The 20,129-nt window shown below is 50.8% G+C and carries 16 protein-coding genes, 1 tRNA gene and 1 other RNA gene; 7 read left to right on the forward strand and 11 right to left on the reverse strand.

From position 1 onward, the window contains the following. Position 1: 1 nt before the first annotated feature. The 5 genes from oppC to EBC_RS13755 all read right to left on the reverse strand — a co-directional run bounded on the left by oppC (position 2) and on the right by EBC_RS13755 (position 6,637). Positions 2-910, reverse strand: a complete 909-nt coding sequence (gene oppC, locus EBC_RS13735) for an oligopeptide ABC transporter permease OppC (RefSeq protein ID WP_013202414.1) — start codon at positions 908-910, stop codon at positions 2-4. Between the two features lie 14 nt (positions 911-924). Beyond that, entirely contained in the window at positions 925-1,845 is a 921-nt protein-coding gene (gene oppB, locus EBC_RS13740; RefSeq protein WP_013202415.1) for an oligopeptide ABC transporter permease OppB, read from the reverse strand. Positions 1,846-1,929: 84 nt separating this feature from the next. Further along, complete coding sequence (gene oppA / locus EBC_RS13745; RefSeq protein WP_013202416.1) at positions 1,930-3,561, reverse strand: oligopeptide ABC transporter substrate-binding protein OppA; 1,632 nt, start codon at positions 3,559-3,561, stop codon at positions 1,930-1,932. 168 nt (positions 3,562-3,729) lie between these two features. Continuing rightward, the gene (locus tag EBC_RS13750) at positions 3,730-5,286 is read right to left on the reverse strand and encodes an ABC transporter substrate-binding protein (protein ID WP_231853718.1); all 1,557 of its coding nucleotides are present in this window, start codon (positions 5,284-5,286) and stop codon (positions 3,730-3,732) included. Between the two features lie 703 nt (positions 5,287-5,989). After that, positions 5,990-6,637 (reverse strand): YchE family NAAT transporter, encoded by a 648-nt coding sequence (locus tag EBC_RS13755; RefSeq protein ID WP_013202418.1) that lies wholly within the window; start codon positions 6,635-6,637, stop codon positions 5,990-5,992. Positions 6,638-7,125: 488 nt separating this feature from the next. Between EBC_RS13755 and adhE the strand changes: the two genes are divergently transcribed. Then, entirely contained in the window at positions 7,126-9,810 is a 2,685-nt protein-coding gene (gene adhE / locus EBC_RS13760) for a bifunctional acetaldehyde-CoA/alcohol dehydrogenase (protein ID WP_013202419.1), read from the forward strand. A 125-nt stretch (positions 9,811-9,935) separates the two neighbouring features. Here the strand turns inward: adhE and tdk are convergent, their stop codons facing one another. Next, on the reverse strand, positions 9,936-10,553 hold the full coding sequence (tdk, locus tag EBC_RS13765) for a thymidine kinase (RefSeq protein WP_013202420.1): 618 nt from the start codon (positions 10,551-10,553) through the stop codon (positions 9,936-9,938). A 536-nt stretch (positions 10,554-11,089) separates the two neighbouring features. Here tdk and hns point away from each other — a divergent pair. Beyond that, complete coding sequence (gene hns / locus EBC_RS13770) at positions 11,090-11,497, forward strand: histone-like nucleoid-structuring protein H-NS (protein WP_013202421.1); 408 nt, start codon at positions 11,090-11,092, stop codon at positions 11,495-11,497. A gap of 131 nt (positions 11,498-11,628) precedes the next feature. On the opposite strand, the gene EBC_RS13775 is transcribed toward hns, so the two are convergent. The 5 genes from EBC_RS13775 to rssA all read right to left on the reverse strand — a co-directional run bounded on the left by EBC_RS13775 (position 11,629) and on the right by rssA (position 17,135). Continuing rightward, on the reverse strand, positions 11,629-12,636 hold the full coding sequence (locus EBC_RS13775) for an NAD-dependent epimerase (RefSeq protein WP_013202422.1): 1,008 nt from the start codon (positions 12,634-12,636) through the stop codon (positions 11,629-11,631). A gap of 14 nt (positions 12,637-12,650) precedes the next feature. Beyond that, positions 12,651-13,991, reverse strand: a complete 1,341-nt coding sequence (locus EBC_RS13780; RefSeq protein WP_013202423.1) for a UDP-glucose dehydrogenase family protein — start codon at positions 13,989-13,991, stop codon at positions 12,651-12,653. A 26-nt stretch (positions 13,992-14,017) separates the two neighbouring features. Then, positions 14,018-14,926, reverse strand: a complete 909-nt coding sequence (gene galU, locus EBC_RS13785) for a UTP--glucose-1-phosphate uridylyltransferase GalU (RefSeq protein WP_013202424.1) — start codon at positions 14,924-14,926, stop codon at positions 14,018-14,020. Between the two features lie 194 nt (positions 14,927-15,120). Further along, positions 15,121-16,134, reverse strand: coding sequence for a two-component system response regulator RssB (gene rssB, locus EBC_RS13790; RefSeq protein WP_013202425.1), 1,014 nt, complete (start codon positions 16,132-16,134; stop codon positions 15,121-15,123). 83 nt (positions 16,135-16,217) lie between these two features. Further along, positions 16,218-17,135, reverse strand: a complete 918-nt coding sequence (gene rssA / locus EBC_RS13795) for a patatin-like phospholipase RssA (RefSeq protein ID WP_013202426.1) — start codon at positions 17,133-17,135, stop codon at positions 16,218-16,220. A gap of 101 nt (positions 17,136-17,236) precedes the next feature. Between rssA and EBC_RS13800 the strand changes: the two genes are divergently transcribed. The 5 genes from EBC_RS13800 to xthA all read left to right on the forward strand — a co-directional run bounded on the left by EBC_RS13800 (position 17,237) and on the right by xthA (position 20,111). After that, positions 17,237-17,695 carry a YchJ family protein gene (locus EBC_RS13800; RefSeq protein WP_013202427.1) on the forward strand — a complete coding sequence of 153 codons (459 nt, stop codon included), beginning with the start codon at positions 17,237-17,239 and terminating at the stop codon, positions 17,693-17,695. A gap of 46 nt (positions 17,696-17,741) precedes the next feature. Continuing rightward, on the forward strand, positions 17,742-18,590 hold the full coding sequence (gene purU, locus EBC_RS13805) for a formyltetrahydrofolate deformylase (RefSeq protein WP_013202428.1): 849 nt from the start codon (positions 17,742-17,744) through the stop codon (positions 18,588-18,590). 203 nt (positions 18,591-18,793) lie between these two features. Then, positions 18,794-18,878 (forward strand) — tRNA-Tyr (locus EBC_RS13810). A 40-nt stretch (positions 18,879-18,918) separates the two neighbouring features. Then, positions 18,919-19,015, forward strand: a non-coding RNA gene (locus tag EBC_RS24820) — RtT sRNA. A gap of 277 nt (positions 19,016-19,292) precedes the next feature. Beyond that, positions 19,293-20,111, forward strand: a complete 819-nt coding sequence (xthA, locus tag EBC_RS13815; RefSeq protein ID WP_013202429.1) for an exodeoxyribonuclease III — start codon at positions 19,293-19,295, stop codon at positions 20,109-20,111. The last annotated feature ends 18 nt before the right edge of the window (positions 20,112-20,129 follow it).

Consider the following 20,129-nt stretch of genomic DNA (forward strand, 5'->3'; position numbering starts at 1 on the left):
CTTAACGATCTTTCGGGTCGAGGGCATCACGCAGGCCATCGCCGATAAAGTTGAAACAGAACAGCGTCACCACCAGGAAACCGGCCGGGAACATCAGCAGCCATGGCGAGACTTCCATGGAGTTCGCCCCGTCGCTCAGCAGCGCGCCCCAGCTACTCAGCGGCTCCTGGGTGCCCAGGCCAAGGAAGCTCAGGAAGGACTCAAACAGGATCATGCTTGGCACCAGCAGCGAGGCGTACACCACCACCACGCCCAGTACGTTCGGCACGATGTGACGCAGTACGATGCTGAAGGTGGAGACCCCGCCAACGTGGGCGGCTTCAATAAACTCTTTGCGCTTCAGGCTCAGGGTTTGGCCGCGCACAATACGCGCCATATCCAGCCAGGAAACCAGGCCGATAGCGACGAAAATCAGCAGAATATTGCGGCCGAAGAAGGTCACCAACAGGATCACGAAGAACATGAACGGGAAGGAGTTAAGGATTTCCAGCAGGCGCATCATCACCGAGTCGGTTTTGCCGCCCAGATAGCCTGCCAGCGAGCCGTACAGCGTGCCGACCAGCACCGCCACCAGCGCAGAAGCAATCCCCACAATCAGCGAGATACGTCCGCCAATCGCCACACGCACCAGCAGATCGCGGCCCGATGAATCGGTGCCGAAGTAGTGTTTTGACACCATATCCGGCGCAGCTGACATCATGCCCCAGTCGGTATCGTCATAGGTAAAGGACGACAGCATCGGCGCAAAGATGACAAACAGGGCAATCAACAGCAGCACGACCAGGCTGGCTAAGGCGGCACGGTTGTGGATAAAGCGTCGACGCGCATCCTGCCACAGGCTACGGCCTTCTATTTCCAGCTTTTCGCTGAAGGCTTCGAGAGCTTCGCTCTTTTTCTTACTCAACATCATGGCGAGCTCCGCGATTAATAACGAATTTTTGGATCGATAACGGCATACAGCACGTCAACAATCGCATTGAACAGAATGGTCAGCACACCTACCAGAATGGTCAGGCTCAGCACCAGCGAGTAGTCGCGGTTTAATGCGCCATTCACAAACAGCTGACCGATACCCGGCAGACCATAAATGGTTTCGATCACCATCGAACCGGTGATGATCCCGACAAAGGCCGGCCCGAGGTACGAGAGCACCGGCAGCATGGCGGGTTTCAGCGCATGGCGCAGCACGATGCGGCGCATCGGTAACCCTTTGGCGCGTGCCGTACGGATAAAGTTAGAGTGCAGAACCTCAATCATTGAGCCGCGGGTAATACGCGCGATGCTGGCGATATAGGCCAGTGACAGAGCGACCATCGGCAGGATCATATATTTGACCTCGCCACCGTTCCAGCCACCGCCCGGCAGCCATTTCAACGCTATCGCGAAGATCAGAACCAGCAACGGCGCAACCACGAAGCTGGGTATCACCACGCCGGTCATTGCCACCCCCATCACCACAAAGTCCCACTTGGTGTTCTGCTTTAATGCGGCGATGACGCCAGCAGCTACCCCGAGGATCACCGCGAGAAGAAATGCAGCCAGTCCCAGTTTTGCGGAGACCGGGAACGCATGGCCGACCAGATAGTTAACCGAATAGTCTTTGTATTTGAACGAAGGACCGAAATCTCCGTGGGCCAGCTGCACCAGATAGTTGGTGTACTGCTTCCAGATCGGATCGTTCAGATGGTATTTGGCTTCGATATTGGCCATCACCTCAGGCGACAGCGTGCGTTCACCGGTAAAAGGACTTCCCGGTGCTAAGCGCATCATAAAGAAGGAGATAGTAATCAGAATAAGTAACGTCGGAATCGCTTCCAGAAAACGACGAAAGATGAATTTTACCATTGCCCGTACCTGCTGGCTTGTGCCTCAGCACTGCTTAAAATATACACGCTGGGGGAAGGTCGCCCTTCCCCCAAATTGTTGCGATTAATGCTTGATGATATACAGATTTTTGTCGTACACGTTGTCCAGCGCATCTTTACCGGTGTAGCCACCGACGTAGGTTTTCACCAGACGGGCGTTCACGTAGTAGTAGACCGGAACGATTGCTGAGTCTTTATCAAGGATTTGCTCGGCTTTGGCGTACAGGTCGCTACGGCTTTTCTCATCACTGGCTTTCGCAGAATCGGCCATCACTTTATCGAATGCCGCTGACTTATAGTGAGCCGTGTTGGAGCTGCTGTCAGAAATCATGGTGTTCAGGAACGAGCTCGGTTCGTTGTAGTCCGCGCACCATGCGGCACGGGAAACGTCAAAGTTGCCCTGGTGACGCGTATCCAGGAAGGTTTTCCACTCCTGGTTGTTCAGCTTGATGTTCACGCCGAGGTTTTTCTTCCAGATCGACGAGGCGGCAATCGCCAGCTTTTTGTGCAGATCGGAAGTGTTATACAGCAGCTCGAAGGTCAGTGGCTTGTCGGCAGTGTAGCCCGCTTCCGCCAGCAGTTTTTTCGCTTCGGCATTACGTTTGTCCTGAGACCAGCTGAACCACTCTGGCTTGGTCAGGTTGGCACCGTCGGTGGCTGGCGGCGTGTAGCTGTAGGCCGGCAGTTGACCCTGTGCCAGCACCTTGTTAACCATGATGTCACGGTCCAGGCCCAGCTTCAGCGCTTCACGAACGCGTGGGTCGGTGAATGGTGCTTTCTGGTTGTTGATTTCGTAGTAGTAAGTACACAGGTACGGATCAACATGCAGCTCTTTCGGGTTATCGCGCTGCAGTTTTTTGAACAGCTCGATTGGCATGTTGTTGTAGGTCATGTCGCTGCCATCGTTACTGAAGTAGCGGTTAACGTCGCTGACTTCAGACGAAATTGGCAGGAAAGTCACTTTATCCAGTTTGGTGTTGGCGTTGTCCCAGTAGTCCGGGTTACGCACGACCACGATACGTTCGTTGATCACGTGCGCCTGTAATTTGAACGCGCCGTTACCGACCCAGTTTTCCGGCTGAGTCCACTTCTCACCGAATTTGTCCACGGCTGGTTTATAAACCGGAGACATGGATGGGTGGATCAGTAATTTGAAGAAGTAAGGAACCGCTTCGCTCAGCGTCACCTGTAAGGTGTTGGCATCCAGCGCCTTCACGCCCAGTGTGTCAGGGCTTTTCTTGCCGGCGATGATGTCATCGATGTTTTCCAGATGACCGTATTGCAGGTAACTGGCATAGGGCGACGCGGTTTTAGGATCGGCCAGGCGCTGCCAGCTATAAACGAAGTCCTGCGCGGTTACAGGCTCACCGTTGGACCATTTGGCATTCTTACGCAGATGGAAGGTCCAGACTTTGCCGTCTTTGTTTTCCCAGCTTTCTGCCACGCCAGGGATTGGATGCCCCTGAGTATCACTGATCACCAGACCTTCAAGCAGGTCACGGCTGACGTTGGATTCAGGCACACCTTCAATTTTGTGTGGGTCAAGGGACTGAACTTCATCGCCATTGCCCTTTACCAGCTCCTGTTTTGCCGCTAAATCGACGCCCGCAGGCACCGTAGCAGCCATAGCCAGATTGCCTGCCAGCGCAGTCATAATGCCAAGAGCAATCAGGCTTTTTTTCGTGATGTTGGTCATGAGTTACCTACTCCAGTTTTTATCATTGCTAATGTGGTCTGAATAATCATCAGCTACCCCCGTTATCGGGTTATTTGCCTGGCGAACCGGAACGTGGATCCGCCTGGTGATGGTGCTTTACCCTGCCTGTTTCTTTCTTTGCGATCGGTCGAAAACGTTCGCCCAATCTCAATGCTTAACGATGTAAAAATACTTCACGTCGGTCAGATCCTGAGGATCTTTGCCGGTAAACCCGCCAACCCAGGGTTTTACCAAGCGTGCGCTGACGCGGTAATAAACCGGCACGATAGCCGAATCACGATCGAGCTGCTGTTCAGCCTGCTGATAAACGGCCGGACGCTCACGATCAGAAACGGTCAGTGATTTCGCGATCAGCGCATCGAATTTGTCGCTTTTATAAAACGCCGTATTGCTGGAAGAGTTGCTTAACATGGCGTTGAGGAAAGTCGAGGGTTCGTTGTAATCCGAACACCAGGTTGCACGCGCCACGTCGAAATTCCCCTGATGACGGGTATCGAGCATGGTTTTCCATTCCTGGTTATCCAGCGAGACTTTGGCCCCCAGGTTTTTACTCCACATTGATGCAGCGGCAATGGCCTGCTTTTTATTCACATCAGAGGTGTTGTAAAGCAGGCTGAAGGTCAGTGGTTTCGCGCTGCTGTAACCGGCTTCCACCAGCAGTTTTTTGGCCTGCTCGTTACGCTGCTGCTGAGTCAGCTTCATCCAGTCTGGCTGGGTTAATTCGGCACCATCAATAAACGGCGGCGTGAAGCCACCGGCCGGGATCTGTCCCTGGCCCATAATTTTGTCGGTGATGATGCTGCGGTCGAGCGTCAACTTCACCGCGGTACGTACCCGGGGATCGTTAAACGGCGCGCGTTTGTTGTTCAGCTCATAATAGAAGGTGCAAAGCAACGGGCTGATGCGCACCTGCGTGCCCAGCGTTTTCTTCAGCGTTGGGAATAAATCCGGCGGTAAAGCGCTGTTGGTCATGTCGATTTCACCGCTACGGTAGCGGTTAACGTCGCCGGACTCTGACGCGATCGGTAGGAAGGTGGCGGTTTCAATCACCGATTTGGCATTGTTCCAATACAGCGGGTTGCGCTTGACCACGATCTTCTCGTTAATCACCCACTCACCTAACGTATAGGCGCCGTTACCAACATAGTGGCCCGGCAGTGTCCACTGCTCGCCCCACTGCTCTATCGCCTTGCGATAGACCGGTTTCAGCGAGGTATGCGCGGTTAGGGCGATAAAATAAGGAACGGGTTCGCTCAGGGTCACCTGAAGATGGCGATCGTCCAGCGCCTTCACGCCCAGCTCACTGGCCGGCTTCTTCCCCGCCAGGATGTCATCGATATTTTCAATATGGGCATATTGCAGGTAGCTGGCATAAGGCGAAGCCGTTTTTGGATCGACCAGACGCTGCCAGCTGTAGACAAAATCAGCGGCGGTGACAGGCTCACCATTGCTCCACTTTGCGTCAGCACGCAGGGTGAACGTCCAGACTTTCCCCTGCTCGCTTTGCCAGCTTTCCGCCACGCCCGGAACCACATGCCCGTTGTTGTCAGTGGTTGTCAGACCTTCCAGCAGGTTCAGAATGATGTTGCTTTCCGGCACACCCTCAACTTTTTGCGGATCCAGTGAAGACACTTCCGTGCCGTTGTTAATCACCATGGACTGCTGTGCGGCCAGGTTAATACCTGCGGGTACTGAAGCGGCCATTGCGCTGCCGGTACCGATAGTCAAACTCAAGATAACGGCCTGACTCAGATGCTGACGGGAAAACGGAATGCATTTCATTAAGCGTTGATAACCTGTGTTCGTGGATCGGCAGCCAAATCGGAAAAAGTGGTAGTCAATTGCACATCCGATGCCAGTTTTAAACAAAGCATTCGAAAACTATCAGAACGCTGATTTTTACGCCAAAGCAAAATGACAAAAATGTTACCTAATTCTCTTTTATCACAACTAATTAATATGATGAAATGTTATTTAACAAGTGAAATTAACACATAACCTAATGATAAATAGATAGTTAAGTGCATTAACGCCTATAAAACACCCACTTTGACTGGTGTCATAGTGCAAAATTTAATCTAATTTCTTCACTTCGCGCTGTTTTCAGCTTTAGATATTACGATGATGGTTTTTTACAGGATATAAATCTGGTAATGCGCAACTGACACGGCAATATACAGTGTTAAAAAAGTAACAATTCATCAATAAGCATTGCTGGATGAGGGAGTTGCAGACGTTTGCAGTAATTACATTAATAACCGCAACGGCAAGTTAAGCGAAATGAATAATTGCACTAACACAGTGCTTAAAAAGGCCCATTTGCACTGATTTGGTGCTTCATTTTGTTGCAGCCAAAAAAAAAGCGCAGATTATGCGCTTTTCAGGGGGTTTTTCAGTGCGGGTTTTTTTACGTGACTAATCCCGGGAATAAAGCCCGCAATCCGGTGACCACAAACTCAATACCTAATGCCATCAGCAACAGGCCCATAATACGGGTGATGACGTTTATACCCGTCTGACCCAGCACTCTGACCATCAGAGGGGCTGCCCTGAATAACAGCCAGCAGCAGAACGCAAACAGGGCAATTGCCACGCTGAATCCCAACAGGTTTTGCCAGCTGTGATAACGGGTACTCCAGACTATGGTTGAGCTGATCGCACCCGGCCCAGCCATTAAAGGCAACGCCAGCGGAACCACGCCAATACTTTCTCTGATCGCGGACTCTGATTTTTCTTGTTTGTTCTGCTTATCTTCGCCCAGTTTCCCGCTGATCATAGACATCGCAATCGTCACCACCAGGATCCCGCCGGCAATACGGAAGGAATCGATAGAGATGCCAAAGATATGCAGGATGCCATCACCGAGAAACAGCGAGGTCCAGAGGATAATCGCCACCGATACGTTGGCGGTCAGATTGGTTTTATTACGGGCAGCTGCAACCTGATAACTGGTCATGCTGATAAACACCGGAATGATCCCCACCGGATTCACCAAAGCAAACAGCCCAACAAAAAATTTGATATAGCCGGAAAGGTCTAAAAGTGCCGGATTCACGTGATGCTCCTGAAAGGGCCAATTTACTGGCGGCTAATGTACGGGAAAACCCCTGGGTTTGCCATGGCATTACTTCGAATTTTCATCTGGATTAACGCGCATTTATCAGTGCTTTTCACTGTCTTTCAGGCTGCATAAGGTTCTTAAGATCTGCCGCGCAAAACGTAACGACACTTATTCAAACCCCATCCTCGCAAAGGCGATAATTGTTGCTGCTGAAAGGTGTCAGCTTGGGGTAAAGATGATCTAAATCAAAATTGGCTTACCTCTAAGTGAGTAAGCTTTGAATCACCAAATGGAGTGGTAAGTCGATGCCCTGGTCGTGGTGAGTAAAGTCAGGTGCAGACTCTTTCAGTAAACCTGTAGAACTTTTTAGCAGGAATTCAAGTTAGTCACAGCGAGATCACAACACATTAACAACGCATGACTATACTTCCTGATTCTGACTTGTTTACTAATAGAGTTTAACTTCCATCAGGAGATGCATTATGGCCGTTACTAATGTTGCTGAACTTAACGCACTTGTTGAACGTGTTAAAAAAGCACAGCGCGAATACGCCAACTTCACTCAAGAGCAGGTCGACAAAATTTTCCGTGCCGCAGCGTTAGCTGCAGCAGATGCACGCATTCCACTGGCCAAAATGGCCGTTGCGGAATCCGGTATGGGGATCGTTGAAGACAAAGTTATCAAAAACCACTTCGCTTCCGAATACATCTATAACGCTTACAAAGACGAAAAAACCTGCGGTATTCTCGGTACTGATGAGACCTTCGGCACCATCACTATCGCTGAACCTATCGGCCTGATCTGCGGTATCGTGCCAACGACTAACCCAACTTCTACCGCCATCTTCAAAGCGCTGATCAGCCTCAAAACCCGTAACGGCATTATCTTCTCACCACATCCAAGAGCGAAAGACGCGACCAATAAAGCGGCCGATATTGTGCTGCAGGCTGCTATCGCCGCCGGTGCGCCAAAAGATATCATCGGCTGGATCGATGCCCCGTCTGTTGAGCTGTCAAACCAGCTGATGCACCACCCAGAGATAAACCTGATCCTTGCGACCGGTGGTCCAGGCATGGTTAAAGCGGCCTACAGCTCCGGTAAACCAGCAATTGGTGTGGGTGCAGGTAATACCCCGGTAGTTATCGATGAAACGGCAGATATCAAGCGTGCTGTGGCATCTATCCTGATGTCCAAAACCTTCGATAACGGCGTAATCTGTGCGTCTGAGCAGTCCGTCATCGTGGTCGACTCCGCTTATGACGCGGTTCGCGAGCGTTTCGCCAGCCACGGCGGCTACATGCTGCAGGGCAGCGATTTAAAAGCTGTGCAGGATATCATCCTGAAAAACGGTGGGCTGAATGCCGCTATCGTGGGCCAGCCAGCGGTGAAAATTGCCGAGATGGCCGGCATCAACGTGCCTCCAAGCACCAAGATTCTGATTGGCGAAGTGCAGCTGGTTGATGAATCCGAGCCCTTCGCCCATGAAAAACTCTCTCCTACCCTTGCCATGTACCGTGCGAAAGATTTCCACGATGCGGTTAGCAAAGCGGAAAAACTGGTCGCTATGGGCGGTATCGGTCACACCTCTTGTCTGTACACCGACCAGGATAACGAGCGTGAGCGTGTTAACTACTTCGGCGACAAAATGAAGACCGCACGTATCCTGATTAACACCCCGGCTTCACAGGGTGGTATCGGTGACCTGTACAACTTTAAACTGGCGCCGTCTCTGACGCTGGGCTGTGGTTCCTGGGGTGGTAACTCCATTTCTGAAAACGTCGGACCTAAACATCTGATCAACAAGAAAACCGTGGCTAAGCGAGCAGAGAATATGTTGTGGCATAAACTTCCTAAGTCTATCTACTTCCGTCGCGGCTCATTGCCTATCGCTCTTGAAGAAGTGGCGACCGATGGAGCAAAACGCGCCTTTATCGTCACTGACCGCTATCTGTTCAACAACGGTTACGCTGATCAGGTGGTGTCAGTGCTGAAATCTCACGGCATTGAAACTGAAGTGTTCTTCGAAGTAGAAGCTGACCCAACGCTGAGCATTGTGCGTAAAGGGGCTGAGCAGATGAACTCCTTCAAACCTGATGTGATTATCGCCCTGGGCGGCGGTTCACCGATGGACGCCGCGAAAATCATGTGGGTGATGTACGAACATCCGGAAACCCACTTTGAAGAACTGGCGCTGCGCTTTATGGATATCCGTAAACGCATCTACAAATTCCCGAAAATGGGCGTGAAAGCAAAAATGATTGCTATCACTACCACCTCCGGTACCGGTTCAGAAGTGACACCATTTGCGGTAGTGACCGACGATGCGACTGGCCAGAAATATCCGCTGGCTGACTATGCGCTGACCCCGGACATGGCGATTGTCGATGCCAACCTGGTGATGAACATGCCTAAGTCACTCTGTGCCTTCGGCGGTCTGGATGCGGTTACCCACTCTCTGGAAGCCTATGTGTCTGTGCTGGCCAATGAGTACTCTGATGGTCAGGCGCTGCAAGCGCTGAAACTGTTGCAGGAGAACCTGCCGGCCAGTTACAACGAAGGCGCTAAAAACCCGGTAGCCCGTGAGCGTGTGCACAATGCTGCCACCATCGCCGGTATCGCGTTTGCCAACGCCTTCCTTGGGGTTTGCCACTCAATGGCCCACAAACTGGGTTCAGAGTTCCATATTCCACACGGTCTGGCTAACGCCCTGCTGATTTGTAACGTTATCCGCTATAACGCTAACGATAACCCAACCAAACAGACAGCATTCAGTCAGTACGATCGTCCGCAGGCTCGTCGTCGTTATGCCGAAGTGGCTGACCATCTGCGTCTGAGCGCACCTGGTGACCGTACGGCGCAGAAAATTGAGAAACTGCTGGCCTGGCTGGAAGAGATGAAAGCGCAACTGGGTATCCCTAAATCAATCCGCGAGGCTGGCGTACAGGAAGCTGATTTCCTGGCGAAAGTCGATAAGCTGGCTGAAGATGCCTTCGATGACCAGTGTACCGGTGCTAACCCACGCTATCCGCTGATTGCTGAGCTAAAACAAATCATGCTGGATACTTTCTACGGCGTTGAGTACCAGGAAGTGTTTGCCAACATCGCCGAAGCGATTGAAGCCCAACCGGTCGCGGTTAAGAAAGTCGAAAAGAAAGTGAAAAAGTAAAAGTTGCTTAAAAAAAACCCGCCAACCGGCGGGTTTTTTATTGGCGCAATTCGTAAGAAAAACTAATCAACCTTTGAAATAACATGCAGGCTTAGTTTTCTCATAAACTACCTGGATGACGGTCTTTATTTAATCCCGTTCTTACCATGTACTGCCTGTAAACATCCCTGCTCTATCGCTGCTTTGTAATGCTTTCTACAGACGGACACGTAACGCTCATTGCCACCAATGACAACCTGTTCACCTTCTTTAAAAGGTGCGCCATTTTGATCTAACCTTAATACCATTCCCGCTTTTCTTCCGCAGTGACAAACGGTTTTTAATTCAACCAGCTTATCTGACCAGGCTAATAAGTACTGGCTACCGGTAAATAATTCACCGCGAAAATCTGTACGCAATCCATAACAGAGTACAGGTATATCCAGATTATCTACTACATCAGATAAGGCTTTTACCTGTTCACGGGTAAGAAACTGGCTTTCATCGACTAACACACAGTGAACCGGTTCCAGCAGATGCTGAGCGCTAATCTCATCAAAAAGTGCCGACTCGTTATTATACAATTTCGCGGGTGAAGACAGGCCTATTCTCGAACTCACCTTGCCCGAACCGAATCGGTTGTCAATCTCGGCGGTGTAGACGATAGTCCGCATCCCCCGCTCCTGGTAGTTATAAGACGACTGCAACAGGGCGGTAGATTTGCCGGCGTTCATCGCGGAATAGTAGAAATACAGCTGAGCCATTTGCGCTCGCTCCCTTAGGAATGTTTCGAAGAATGCTCAGAATTGTACCACAGGGTACTACGGTCGAAAGGGCTTTAATCATCACGCAACGGTGACGCGACGGGCGTGAGAAAATGTACAACCTGCTGACAATGTTGTTGAAATATCCCTTCTTTTTCCAGATTTAGTTTTTCCAGTCTTTGTCACTTTTAGGCATTAAACGAATAAAAAGGCTAAATCGACTCTGCTAATATTCGCGGAATTTCCTGAAAGATATTGCTGTAAACCTGAAAAAATGTCCACGGTTTACCTGGCTGATTTTATTATACAAGGCGTGAACGCCCGTCGGGCTTTGTCTTACATCTGATAGCGATTACAAAGCAGGCATTATTTTTAGCAGCCAACCTTTTATGCGGATTAATTACAACAGGGGCAGTTGGCGGATTTTCCTTATTCTGAAATCCTTACAAAATTAACTATTGCAGTTCGTATTTACGCACTCTATTATTATCGGGCAGAACAATTCTCCCACCTTTATAATTTTTGAGATTCATATAATGAGCGAAGCACTTAAAATTTTGAACAACATTCGTACCCTGCGTGCTCAAGCCAGAGAATGTACCCTGGAAACGCTGGAAGAGATGCTGGAAAAACTGGAAGTTGTTGTTAATGAGCGCCGCGAAGAAGAAAGCCATGCTCAGGCTGAAAACCAGGAACGCACACGCAAGCTGCAGCAGTATCGCGAAATGCTGATTGCTGATGGCATCGATCCTAACGAATTGCTGTCCACCCTGGCCGCTGTTAAAGCACCAGGCAAAGCAAAACGCGCTGCCCGTCCGGCCAAATACAAATATACTGATGAAAATGGCGAAGCGAAAACCTGGACAGGTCAGGGTCGTACTCCAGCCGTGATCAAAAAAGCTATCGAAGAACAAGGTAAGCAGCTGGACGATTTCCTGCTGTAATCGTGACTTCAAGTGCTTCTGAGAAACCCATCCTTGCGATGGGTTTTTTATTTCCCATTTTTCAAGCCATCACTTTTCCCAAAGCAAAAAAAAAAGGAGCCTCAGCCCCTTTATCCTACGCTGCCGATCGTTCAGACCTTATAGAAAGAACGATACCAACTGACAAAGTTAGCAATCCCTTCTTCGACACCGGTTTGAGGTTTAAAGCCAATGGCATTAAACAGCGCACGAGTATCAGCGCTGGTTTCCAGCACGTCACCCGGTTGCATTGGCAGCATGTTCTTCTTCGCACTGATGCCTAACGCCTTCTCCAGCGCCTCTATATACGCCATCAGCGTGACAGGGTTGCTGTTACCAATATTGTATACGCAATACGGCGCTGAGCTGCTTGCAGGGCTCCCCTGCTCAACGGTCCAGTCTGGGTTCGCTTGCGGGATCACATCCTGCAGGCGAACAATCGCTTCGGCGATATCATCAATGTAGGTGAAGTCGCGGCGCATCTGGCCATTGTTGTAGACATCAATTTGTTCTCCGGCCAGCATGGCGCGGGTGAACTTAAATAAAGCCATGTCCGGCCTTCCCCATGGGCCATATACGGTGAAGAACCGCACCCCGGTGGTTGGAATACCGTACAGGTGAGAATAGGTGTGGGACATTAATTCGTTGGCCTTCTTGGTTGCCGCATACAGCGACACAGGATGGTCAACGGAGTCATCGGTAGAGAATGGCATCTTATTGTTCAGCCCATAAACGGAACTGGATGAGGCATACAATAAGTGGCCAATGTGATTATGTCGGCACCCTTCAAGAATATTCAGGTGACCAATCAGATTCGCATCTGCATAAGCTAAAGGATTATCGAGCGAATAACGTACACCAGCCTGAGCACCCAAATGAATAACACGCTCAAAAGCCTGGTCGCGGAACAGTTGGGCGATGCCCTCTCTGTCAGCAAGATCCAGCTTGATAAAGGTAAACTGCGCATGAGGCTCAAGAAGTTTGAGGCGGGCAAGTTTCAGGTTAACGTCATAATAGTCATTCAGGTTGTCGATACCGACAACCTGGTGACCGGCGGACAGCAGGCGCTCCGCTACGTGGAAGCCAATAAATCCTGCTGCGCCGGTTACCAGATATTTCATACTGCCCTCGTTAGTTATGCAATTTGGATAGAAGCGCCGCGGCCGATTGCATAATAAACAAAACCGCGCTTACTGATTCTTTCTGGATCATACAGGTTACGACCATCAAAAATCACGGGTTCTTTCAGAGCATTTTTAATGACATCAAAATCCGGTGCACGGAAGTTCTGCCATTCGGTACAGATGACCAGGCCATCAGCACCTTGCAGAGCGGCTTCTTTGGTTCCCATCAGCTTCAAATCGCTGCGGTGGCCATAGACGCGCTGTGCTTCGTCCATTGCTTCCGGGTCGAAAGCCTGAACGTATGCACCTGCCTGCCAGAGTGCTTCCATCAGCACACGGCTTGACGCTTCACGCATGTCATCGGTGTTTGGCTTGAAAGAAAGCCCCCACAGTGCAAACGTTTTGCCCTGCAGATTGTCACCGAAATGACGTTTGATGAAGGTTGGCAGCTTGTTCTTCTGCGAATCGTTGACGTCTTCAACCGCCTGCAACAGACGTGGCTTGTAACCAATCTGTTCTGCAGTGCGGATCAGCGCCTGAACGTCTTTCGGGAAGCAGGATCCGCCATAGCCGCAGCCAGGATAGATGAAGGAGTAACCGATACGGGAGTCAGAACCAATGCCCTGACGCACTTTCTCGATATCTGCACCCAGGCGTTCTGCCAGGTTGGAGATCTCATTCATAAAGCTGATTTTAGTGGCCAGCATGCAGTTTGCCGCATACTTGGTCAGCTCAGCACTACGAATATCCATTAAAATCATGCGGTCATGATTACGGTTGAAGGGCTCGTACAGCTCGCGCAGCAGCTCAACAACTTCATCATTGTCTGTACCCACAACAATACGCTCAGGACGCATACAGTCGCTGACTGCTGCACCTTCCTTGAGGAATTCAGGGTTAGACACCACATCAAACGCAATCTCAGCACCACGTGCTTTCAGCGTCTCTTCCATTACCGCACGAACACGGTCTGCCGTTCCAACAGGAACCGTAGACTTGTCGATCACAACTTTGTGATCCTGCATGTGTTCTGCGATGGTGCGTGCTACAGCGGTAACATATTTCAGATCCGCAGAGCCGTCTTCATCCGGAGGTGTTCCCACGGCGATAAACTGCATCGTGCCGTGATTCACACCTTCTTCCGCGTTGGTGGAGAACTTGAGGCGACCGCTCTCATAGTTCTGCATCACCAGAGGCGTCAGGCCCGGTTCAAAAATAGGAATGATCCCTTTCTTCAGATTCTCGACTTTACTTGCGTCGACATCGATACAAAGAACGTCATGTCCGACTTCGGCCAGAACCGCAGCCTGAACCAGACCAACATAGCCGATACCAAATACGGTGACTTTCATTGAATTGTCCCGGTTAGAAATTAAATTTACTTACTATTGCCAACAGTGCTTTCGAGCCACTCTTTAAAGTCGCTACCCAGAGAATCGTGACGTACGCCGTATTCAACGAAAGCCTGCATGTAGCCCAGCTTGTTACCACAGTCATGGCTCACGCCTTTCAGGTGATAAGCTTCTACAGTCGATTTTTCCATCAGCATAGCGATGGAGTCAGTCAGCTGAATTTCATCACCTGCACCTGGAGGCGTTTTCGCCAGCAGTGGCCAGATATCAGCAGACAGAACATAACGGCCAACAACCGCCAGGTTTGAAGGGGCTTTATCCGCTTTAGGCTTCTCAACCACACCGACCATCGGTGCGCTCTGACCAGCAGACAGTTCAGCACCCTGGCAGTCAACCACACCGTAAGCTGTTACGTCAGAAACTGGCTCAACCATGATCTGGCTGCGGCCGGTTTCATCGAAACGACGCATCATATCGGCCAAGTTCTCAGTAGCCAGGTTTGATTCGTATTCATCGATGATTACGTCAGGCAGGATAACGGCGAAAGGTTCGTCACCGACAACCGGGTAAGCACACATTACTGCGTGGCCCAGACCTTTAGCCAGACCCTGACGGACCTGCATGATGGTTACGTGTGGCGGGCAAATAGACTGGATTTCTTCCAGCAACTGACGCTTAACACGTTTTTCCAACATCGATTCCAGCTCGAAACTGGTGTCGAAGTGGTTTTCGATGGCGTTTTTAGAGGAGTGCGTTACCAGCACAATCTCAGTGATCCCAGCTGCGATACATTCGTTAACGACATACTGAATTAACGGCTTATCAACCAGTGGCAACATTTCTTTTGGAATGGCTTTGGTTGCAGGCAACATACGCGTTCCCAAACCAGCTACAGGGATAACCGCTTTTTTTACTTTGGACTTATAGGCAGACATCTAAGTACCTCTCTTTATAGGCCGTTCAAGTTATTACTTGATATGTCGAGTTAAAAACGAGATGAGTATACCAGTGGAACCCTGACGGATTTATCCTGGATGAACCCTTTCAGCAAAAATTAAGACTATTACCCAAGTGTAAAGCTTATCTTTGGCCCTGTCTGCCAGCAGCAAACAGGATTTCTGACGAGTGGTTAATCCGTGGACAACATCAGGCGCAGCCTGCCACCAGCGCCCCAAACCTGGCATTGCCAGGCTTCACAACGCTGGCTTATTTGGTTTAGGTGGGTGCTGCCCAATGTACCAAGTGGAACACCGTTGCTGAGTTGAATTTGATGGGTGTTGACGTTAAGGGTGGCGTTTAAACCAGCGGAAACGAGGATCAAATTCTTTAATCCTTGATGGTAATAGCCGACCAGCAGTGGGAACTGCCCTTTTAGATTGGCCTGGCGTAACAGCAAATTGACCTGTTTTAACAAGCCATTTAATTCAGGCAATCGTGGCGACTGGCCTGATAATTGATCCTGCAACAGTCCATTGAACAGCGCGCGCAGTAATAAAGCGGCCAGCACGCCATTATCGCCCGCGCGGGTCACGTCCAGGCAATAGAATGCCAGATCTTTCTCGGACAGCGCGGCGATATCCAATACCAAGCCCGGCTCTTCGGCCATCGTGAGCTGACGGTAATTGATGCGACAGTTGGCGATAACCTGCTGTACAGGCGGCTGCAGTTGCTTAAGCAGTTTCGACGCGGCATTCGGATCCCGCACCAGCGCATCCCAGTCCTGGAATAGCTGTTCGTCTTCTTCCACTTTTGAAGTGAACATCGATGGATAGAGGCATTCGTAGACGGCCTCGCGTAAGCGGGCCAGATCTTTCAGCGGTTTTAACAACACGTCCTGCACCCCGAGGCGTAGCACCTGGGCAATGTCAGCCATGTTTTCCGTTGCGGAGATCACCAGTATCGGCATGGTGTTGCCTTTACTACGCATATGTTCAACCAGCTTCAACCCGTCCATCTTTGGCATAGCCAGGTCGCAAATCATCAGGTCATGCGCAGACTCATTGAGTTTTTCAAGCGCTTGCAGTCCATCGTCTGCCAGCATTATCTCAGCCCCAAGAGCCGCTAGATAGTTGTCAAGAAGAGAGCGGAAAACGACTTCGTCTTCAACAATCAGAATCTTTTTTCCGCTTAATGGCTTGTCCATCATCCCCCCCTGTACACCGGATTAGTCAATAGTGGCTCATAATCCACATTCTCGCCTCTAAGAATTGCCTGAAGAGTCATATTTCACTCATCCGGCAACGCAGCTTGACGAACCAGCGGCAGTAATTCATCCATCTTCTTCTCTACCGCCAGCTTACCCGCCTCGATAGCCTCTTCTGCGCGATGGAAATCCAGTGTGGAAATCTGAGGGCACAATGGCTGGATCAATACGTCTGGCGGATCGCCTGCCATACGATTTCTCTTCAACCGGTTCTCAAGCACCTGAATAGAGGTGGACATGATTTCCATCGCGCCAGGCGTTTGATTAACCTTGCGGTGGGCTACTCTGGCGAGGCTCTGACGCAGGCGCCCTCCCCAGCTGGTTGCTGCAGCTTCGACTTCATCTGCGGATTGCGGCGTCACTGACAGCAGATCCTGTTGCATCAGGTGCGCGTCGTGTTGCAGGTCAACGGCAATCACGATATCGGCGCCCAGTGCCCGGGTCAGCGACACCGGCACCGGATTGACCACCGCGCCGTCCACCAGCCAGTAACCGTTATAGGCTACCGGGGCTAACAGACCGGGCATGCTGCATGACGCCCGCACCGCCATATGCAGATCGCCTTCAGTCAGCCACAGCTCACGCCCGGTGCTGAGGTTGGTCGCCACCGCGCCGAAAGGCAGATCGCACTCTTCAATGTTTTCGTGATTAACCAGCCGGCGAACGTGGTTGAACACCCGTTCTCCCCGCAGCAGGCCACCGCGACGCCACGAGAAATCCATCAGGCGGATCACATCCCAATAGCTGAAGGAACGAACCCAGGTTTCGAGGATGGGAAGACGTTTACTGGCATACGCTGCGCCCACCAGCGCCCCAACGGAGCACCCCGCGACCACATCGACTTTAATCCCAGCCCGCTCCAGCGCATTGATAACACCAATATGCGCCCATCCCTTGGCGGCACCCGATCCCAGTGCCAGTCCAATTTTTACCTGTCTCATTCTACCCCTGACGATTGCTTAACTTACAAATGGCATCATCGTGACTGCTCGGTTACCATGACGCCCAAAATCTTTCGACTTTTACACTCACTGGAGTCAACGTGTCAGAACTTTGCCCGTGCGGAAGCGGAATGCAGTATAGCGTATGTTGCCAGCCCTTTCTTAAAGGTGACGACATTCCTGCCATACCAGAAGCCTTAATGCGTTCGCGCTACACTGCCTATGTGCTGAAAGATGCCGACTATTTGGTCGCCACCTGGCATCCCTCCTGCGATCCGCAACGTTTTCATGCCAGCCTTGAGCAAAGCTTTGAGGCGACCCGCTGGTTGAGTTTACAGATTATTTCGGCAGAAGAACCTGGGGATAAATCCGAAGGGTTTGTGACATTCTTTGCTCGTTTCTCTGAAAATCAGCGCGAAAGCTTTATTCATGAGCGTTCCCGCTTTGTTCGGGTAGAACAACGCTGGTACTATATTGACGGCACTTACCCTGAAACAGGGCGAAATGACCGCTGCCCCTGCGGCTCCGGCAAAAAATTCAAGAAATGCTGCGGCCAGTAAGGTCGCTGATCTTATAAAGAATTGCTTCGACAGGATCACCACTGCAATGCAAGCGCAAACACTGCAACGAAAAGTATTACGGACCATCTGCCCAGACGCAAAAGGTCTGATCGCCAAGATCACCAATATTTGCTACAAGCACGAGCTGAATATCGTACAGAACAATGAGTTCGTCGATCATCGCACCGGACGCTTTTTCATGCGTACCGAGCTGGAAGGGATATTTAACGACACCACGCTGTTGGCGGACCTGGACAGTGCGCTGCCAACCGGCTCCATTCGCGAGTTAAATTCAGCGGGTCGTCGCCGTATCGTTATTCTGGTTACCAAAGAAGCCCATTGTCTGGGTGATTTGCTGATGAAGAGCACCTACGGCGGGTTGGATGTTGAGATCGCTGCGGTGATTGGTAACCACGAAACCTTGCGCACGCTGGTTGAGCGTTTTGATATTCCGTTTATCCTGGTCAGCCATGAAGGGCTTTCCCGCGAAGATCACGATAACAATATGGCGGCAGAGATCGATCGCTACCAGCCTGATTACGTGGTTCTGGCCAAGTATATGCGTGTACTGACCCCAGGATTCGTGCAGCGTTACCCAAATCAGATCATCAACATTCATCATTCGTTCCTGCCCGCCTTTATTGGTGCACGTCCTTATCATCAGGCGTATGAGCGCGGCGTGAAAATCATCGGTGCGACGGCACACTATGTGAATGATAATCTTGATGAAGGTCCGATCATCATGCAGGACGTCATCCACGTTGATCACACCTACACGGCAGAAGATATGATGCGTGCAGGCCGTGACGTTGAGAAGAACGCGTTAAGCCGCGCGCTGTATCAGGTACTGGCGCAACGTGTATTTGTTTACGGCAACCGCACCATTATTCTATAAGCAGCAACGCATTTCATTTGTAGCAAGGCTGCTGTTTTGTATGACAAAGCAGCAGCCAGAATAAAAAAGCGGCAAACAAACCTTTTTCGTTAAATTCAGGCTTTACAGCCTCCTCTCATTTGATATGATGCGCCCCGCTTACAGGCACAGCAGCAAGGCCAGTGACTGAAGCGCAGTAATTGAGAAATAAAGCAAAACCCTGTGGTGGGGTTCCCGAGTGGCCAAAGGGATCAGACTGTAAATCTGCCGTCATCGACTTCGAAGGTTCGAATCCTTCCCCCACCACCATCTCATTTATCTCCCGCACTCCTATGCAAAGTACCCTTTTCCATATTCCCCACGGGGGAGGATGAGAAGCTTCGACCTCGAAGGTTTGACCCGAAGGGTGAGTCGCAAAGCGACGAAAAATCCTTCCTGCTCCGCAGCCGCGAACTCTTCACCTTCTGCATAAACCATCAGACCCGACCAAACATCGCCTTTAATGCTCTGCCAGGCCAGGCATCCTCACATTTAACATCTCCGGTCATCCTAACCTAACCCTGCCCTTTTATTTTTTACCCTTGGCGCACGCCCCAACTCAACCAACCCCCTACGTCTTTTACTTCCCTTTACCCTACCGACTCCCTCCACTAAATAGGTTTTTAACTCCCGCTTTTTTTGCTACCATCCGAACCCTGTTTCCTTCGATATCTGGTCAGCACAATGAAATTTGTTTCTTTTAATATCAATGGGCTGCGCGCCCGTCCGCATCAGCTTGCCGCCATCATTGAGCAGCACCAGCCAGACGTGATTGGCCTGCAAGAAACCAAAGTGCATGACGATATGTTCCCGTTGGAAGAAGTGTCAAAGCTGGGTTATCACGTCTTCTATCATGGCCAGAAAGGTCACTATGGCGTTGCCCTGTTAACCAAAGACGAGCCTCTTGCCGTACGTCGCGGTTTTGCCGGCGATGATGAGGAATCTCAGCGCCGGATGATTATGGCCGACATTGCCACGCCTGTGGGTACCCTGACCGTGCTTAACGGCTACTTCCCACAGGGCGAAAGCCGCGACCACCCGACTAAATTCCCGGCAAAAGAGAAGTTCTACCGCGATCTGCAGAGCTACCTGGAAAACGATCAGAAACCGACAAATCCGGTGGTGATTATGGGCGACATGAACATCAGTGCCACTGACCTGGATATCGGTATTGGTGAAGATAACCGCAAGCGCTGGCTGCGCACCGGCAAATGTTCATTCCTGCCAGAAGAGCGTGAGTGGATGGACCGTCTGATGGGTTGGGGACTGGTGGATACCTGGCGCGCAGAGAATGCGGAAGCTAACGATCGCTTCTCGTGGTTTGATTACCGCTCAAAAGGGTTTGATGATAACCGTGGACTGCGTATCGATCTGGTGCTGGCCAGTCAGCCTCTGGCTGCCCGCTGTGTGGCAACCGGCATCGACTATGATATTCGCAGTATGGAAAAGCCTTCAGACCATGCGCCAATCTGGGCACAGTTCAACCTGGATGAGGCGAAGTAAGTTTCGCCTGGTTCAGAC

It is taken from the genome of Erwinia billingiae Eb661, assembly GCF_000196615.1.
GTDB classification, from domain to species: Bacteria; Pseudomonadota; Gammaproteobacteria; order Enterobacterales; family Enterobacteriaceae; genus Erwinia; species Erwinia billingiae.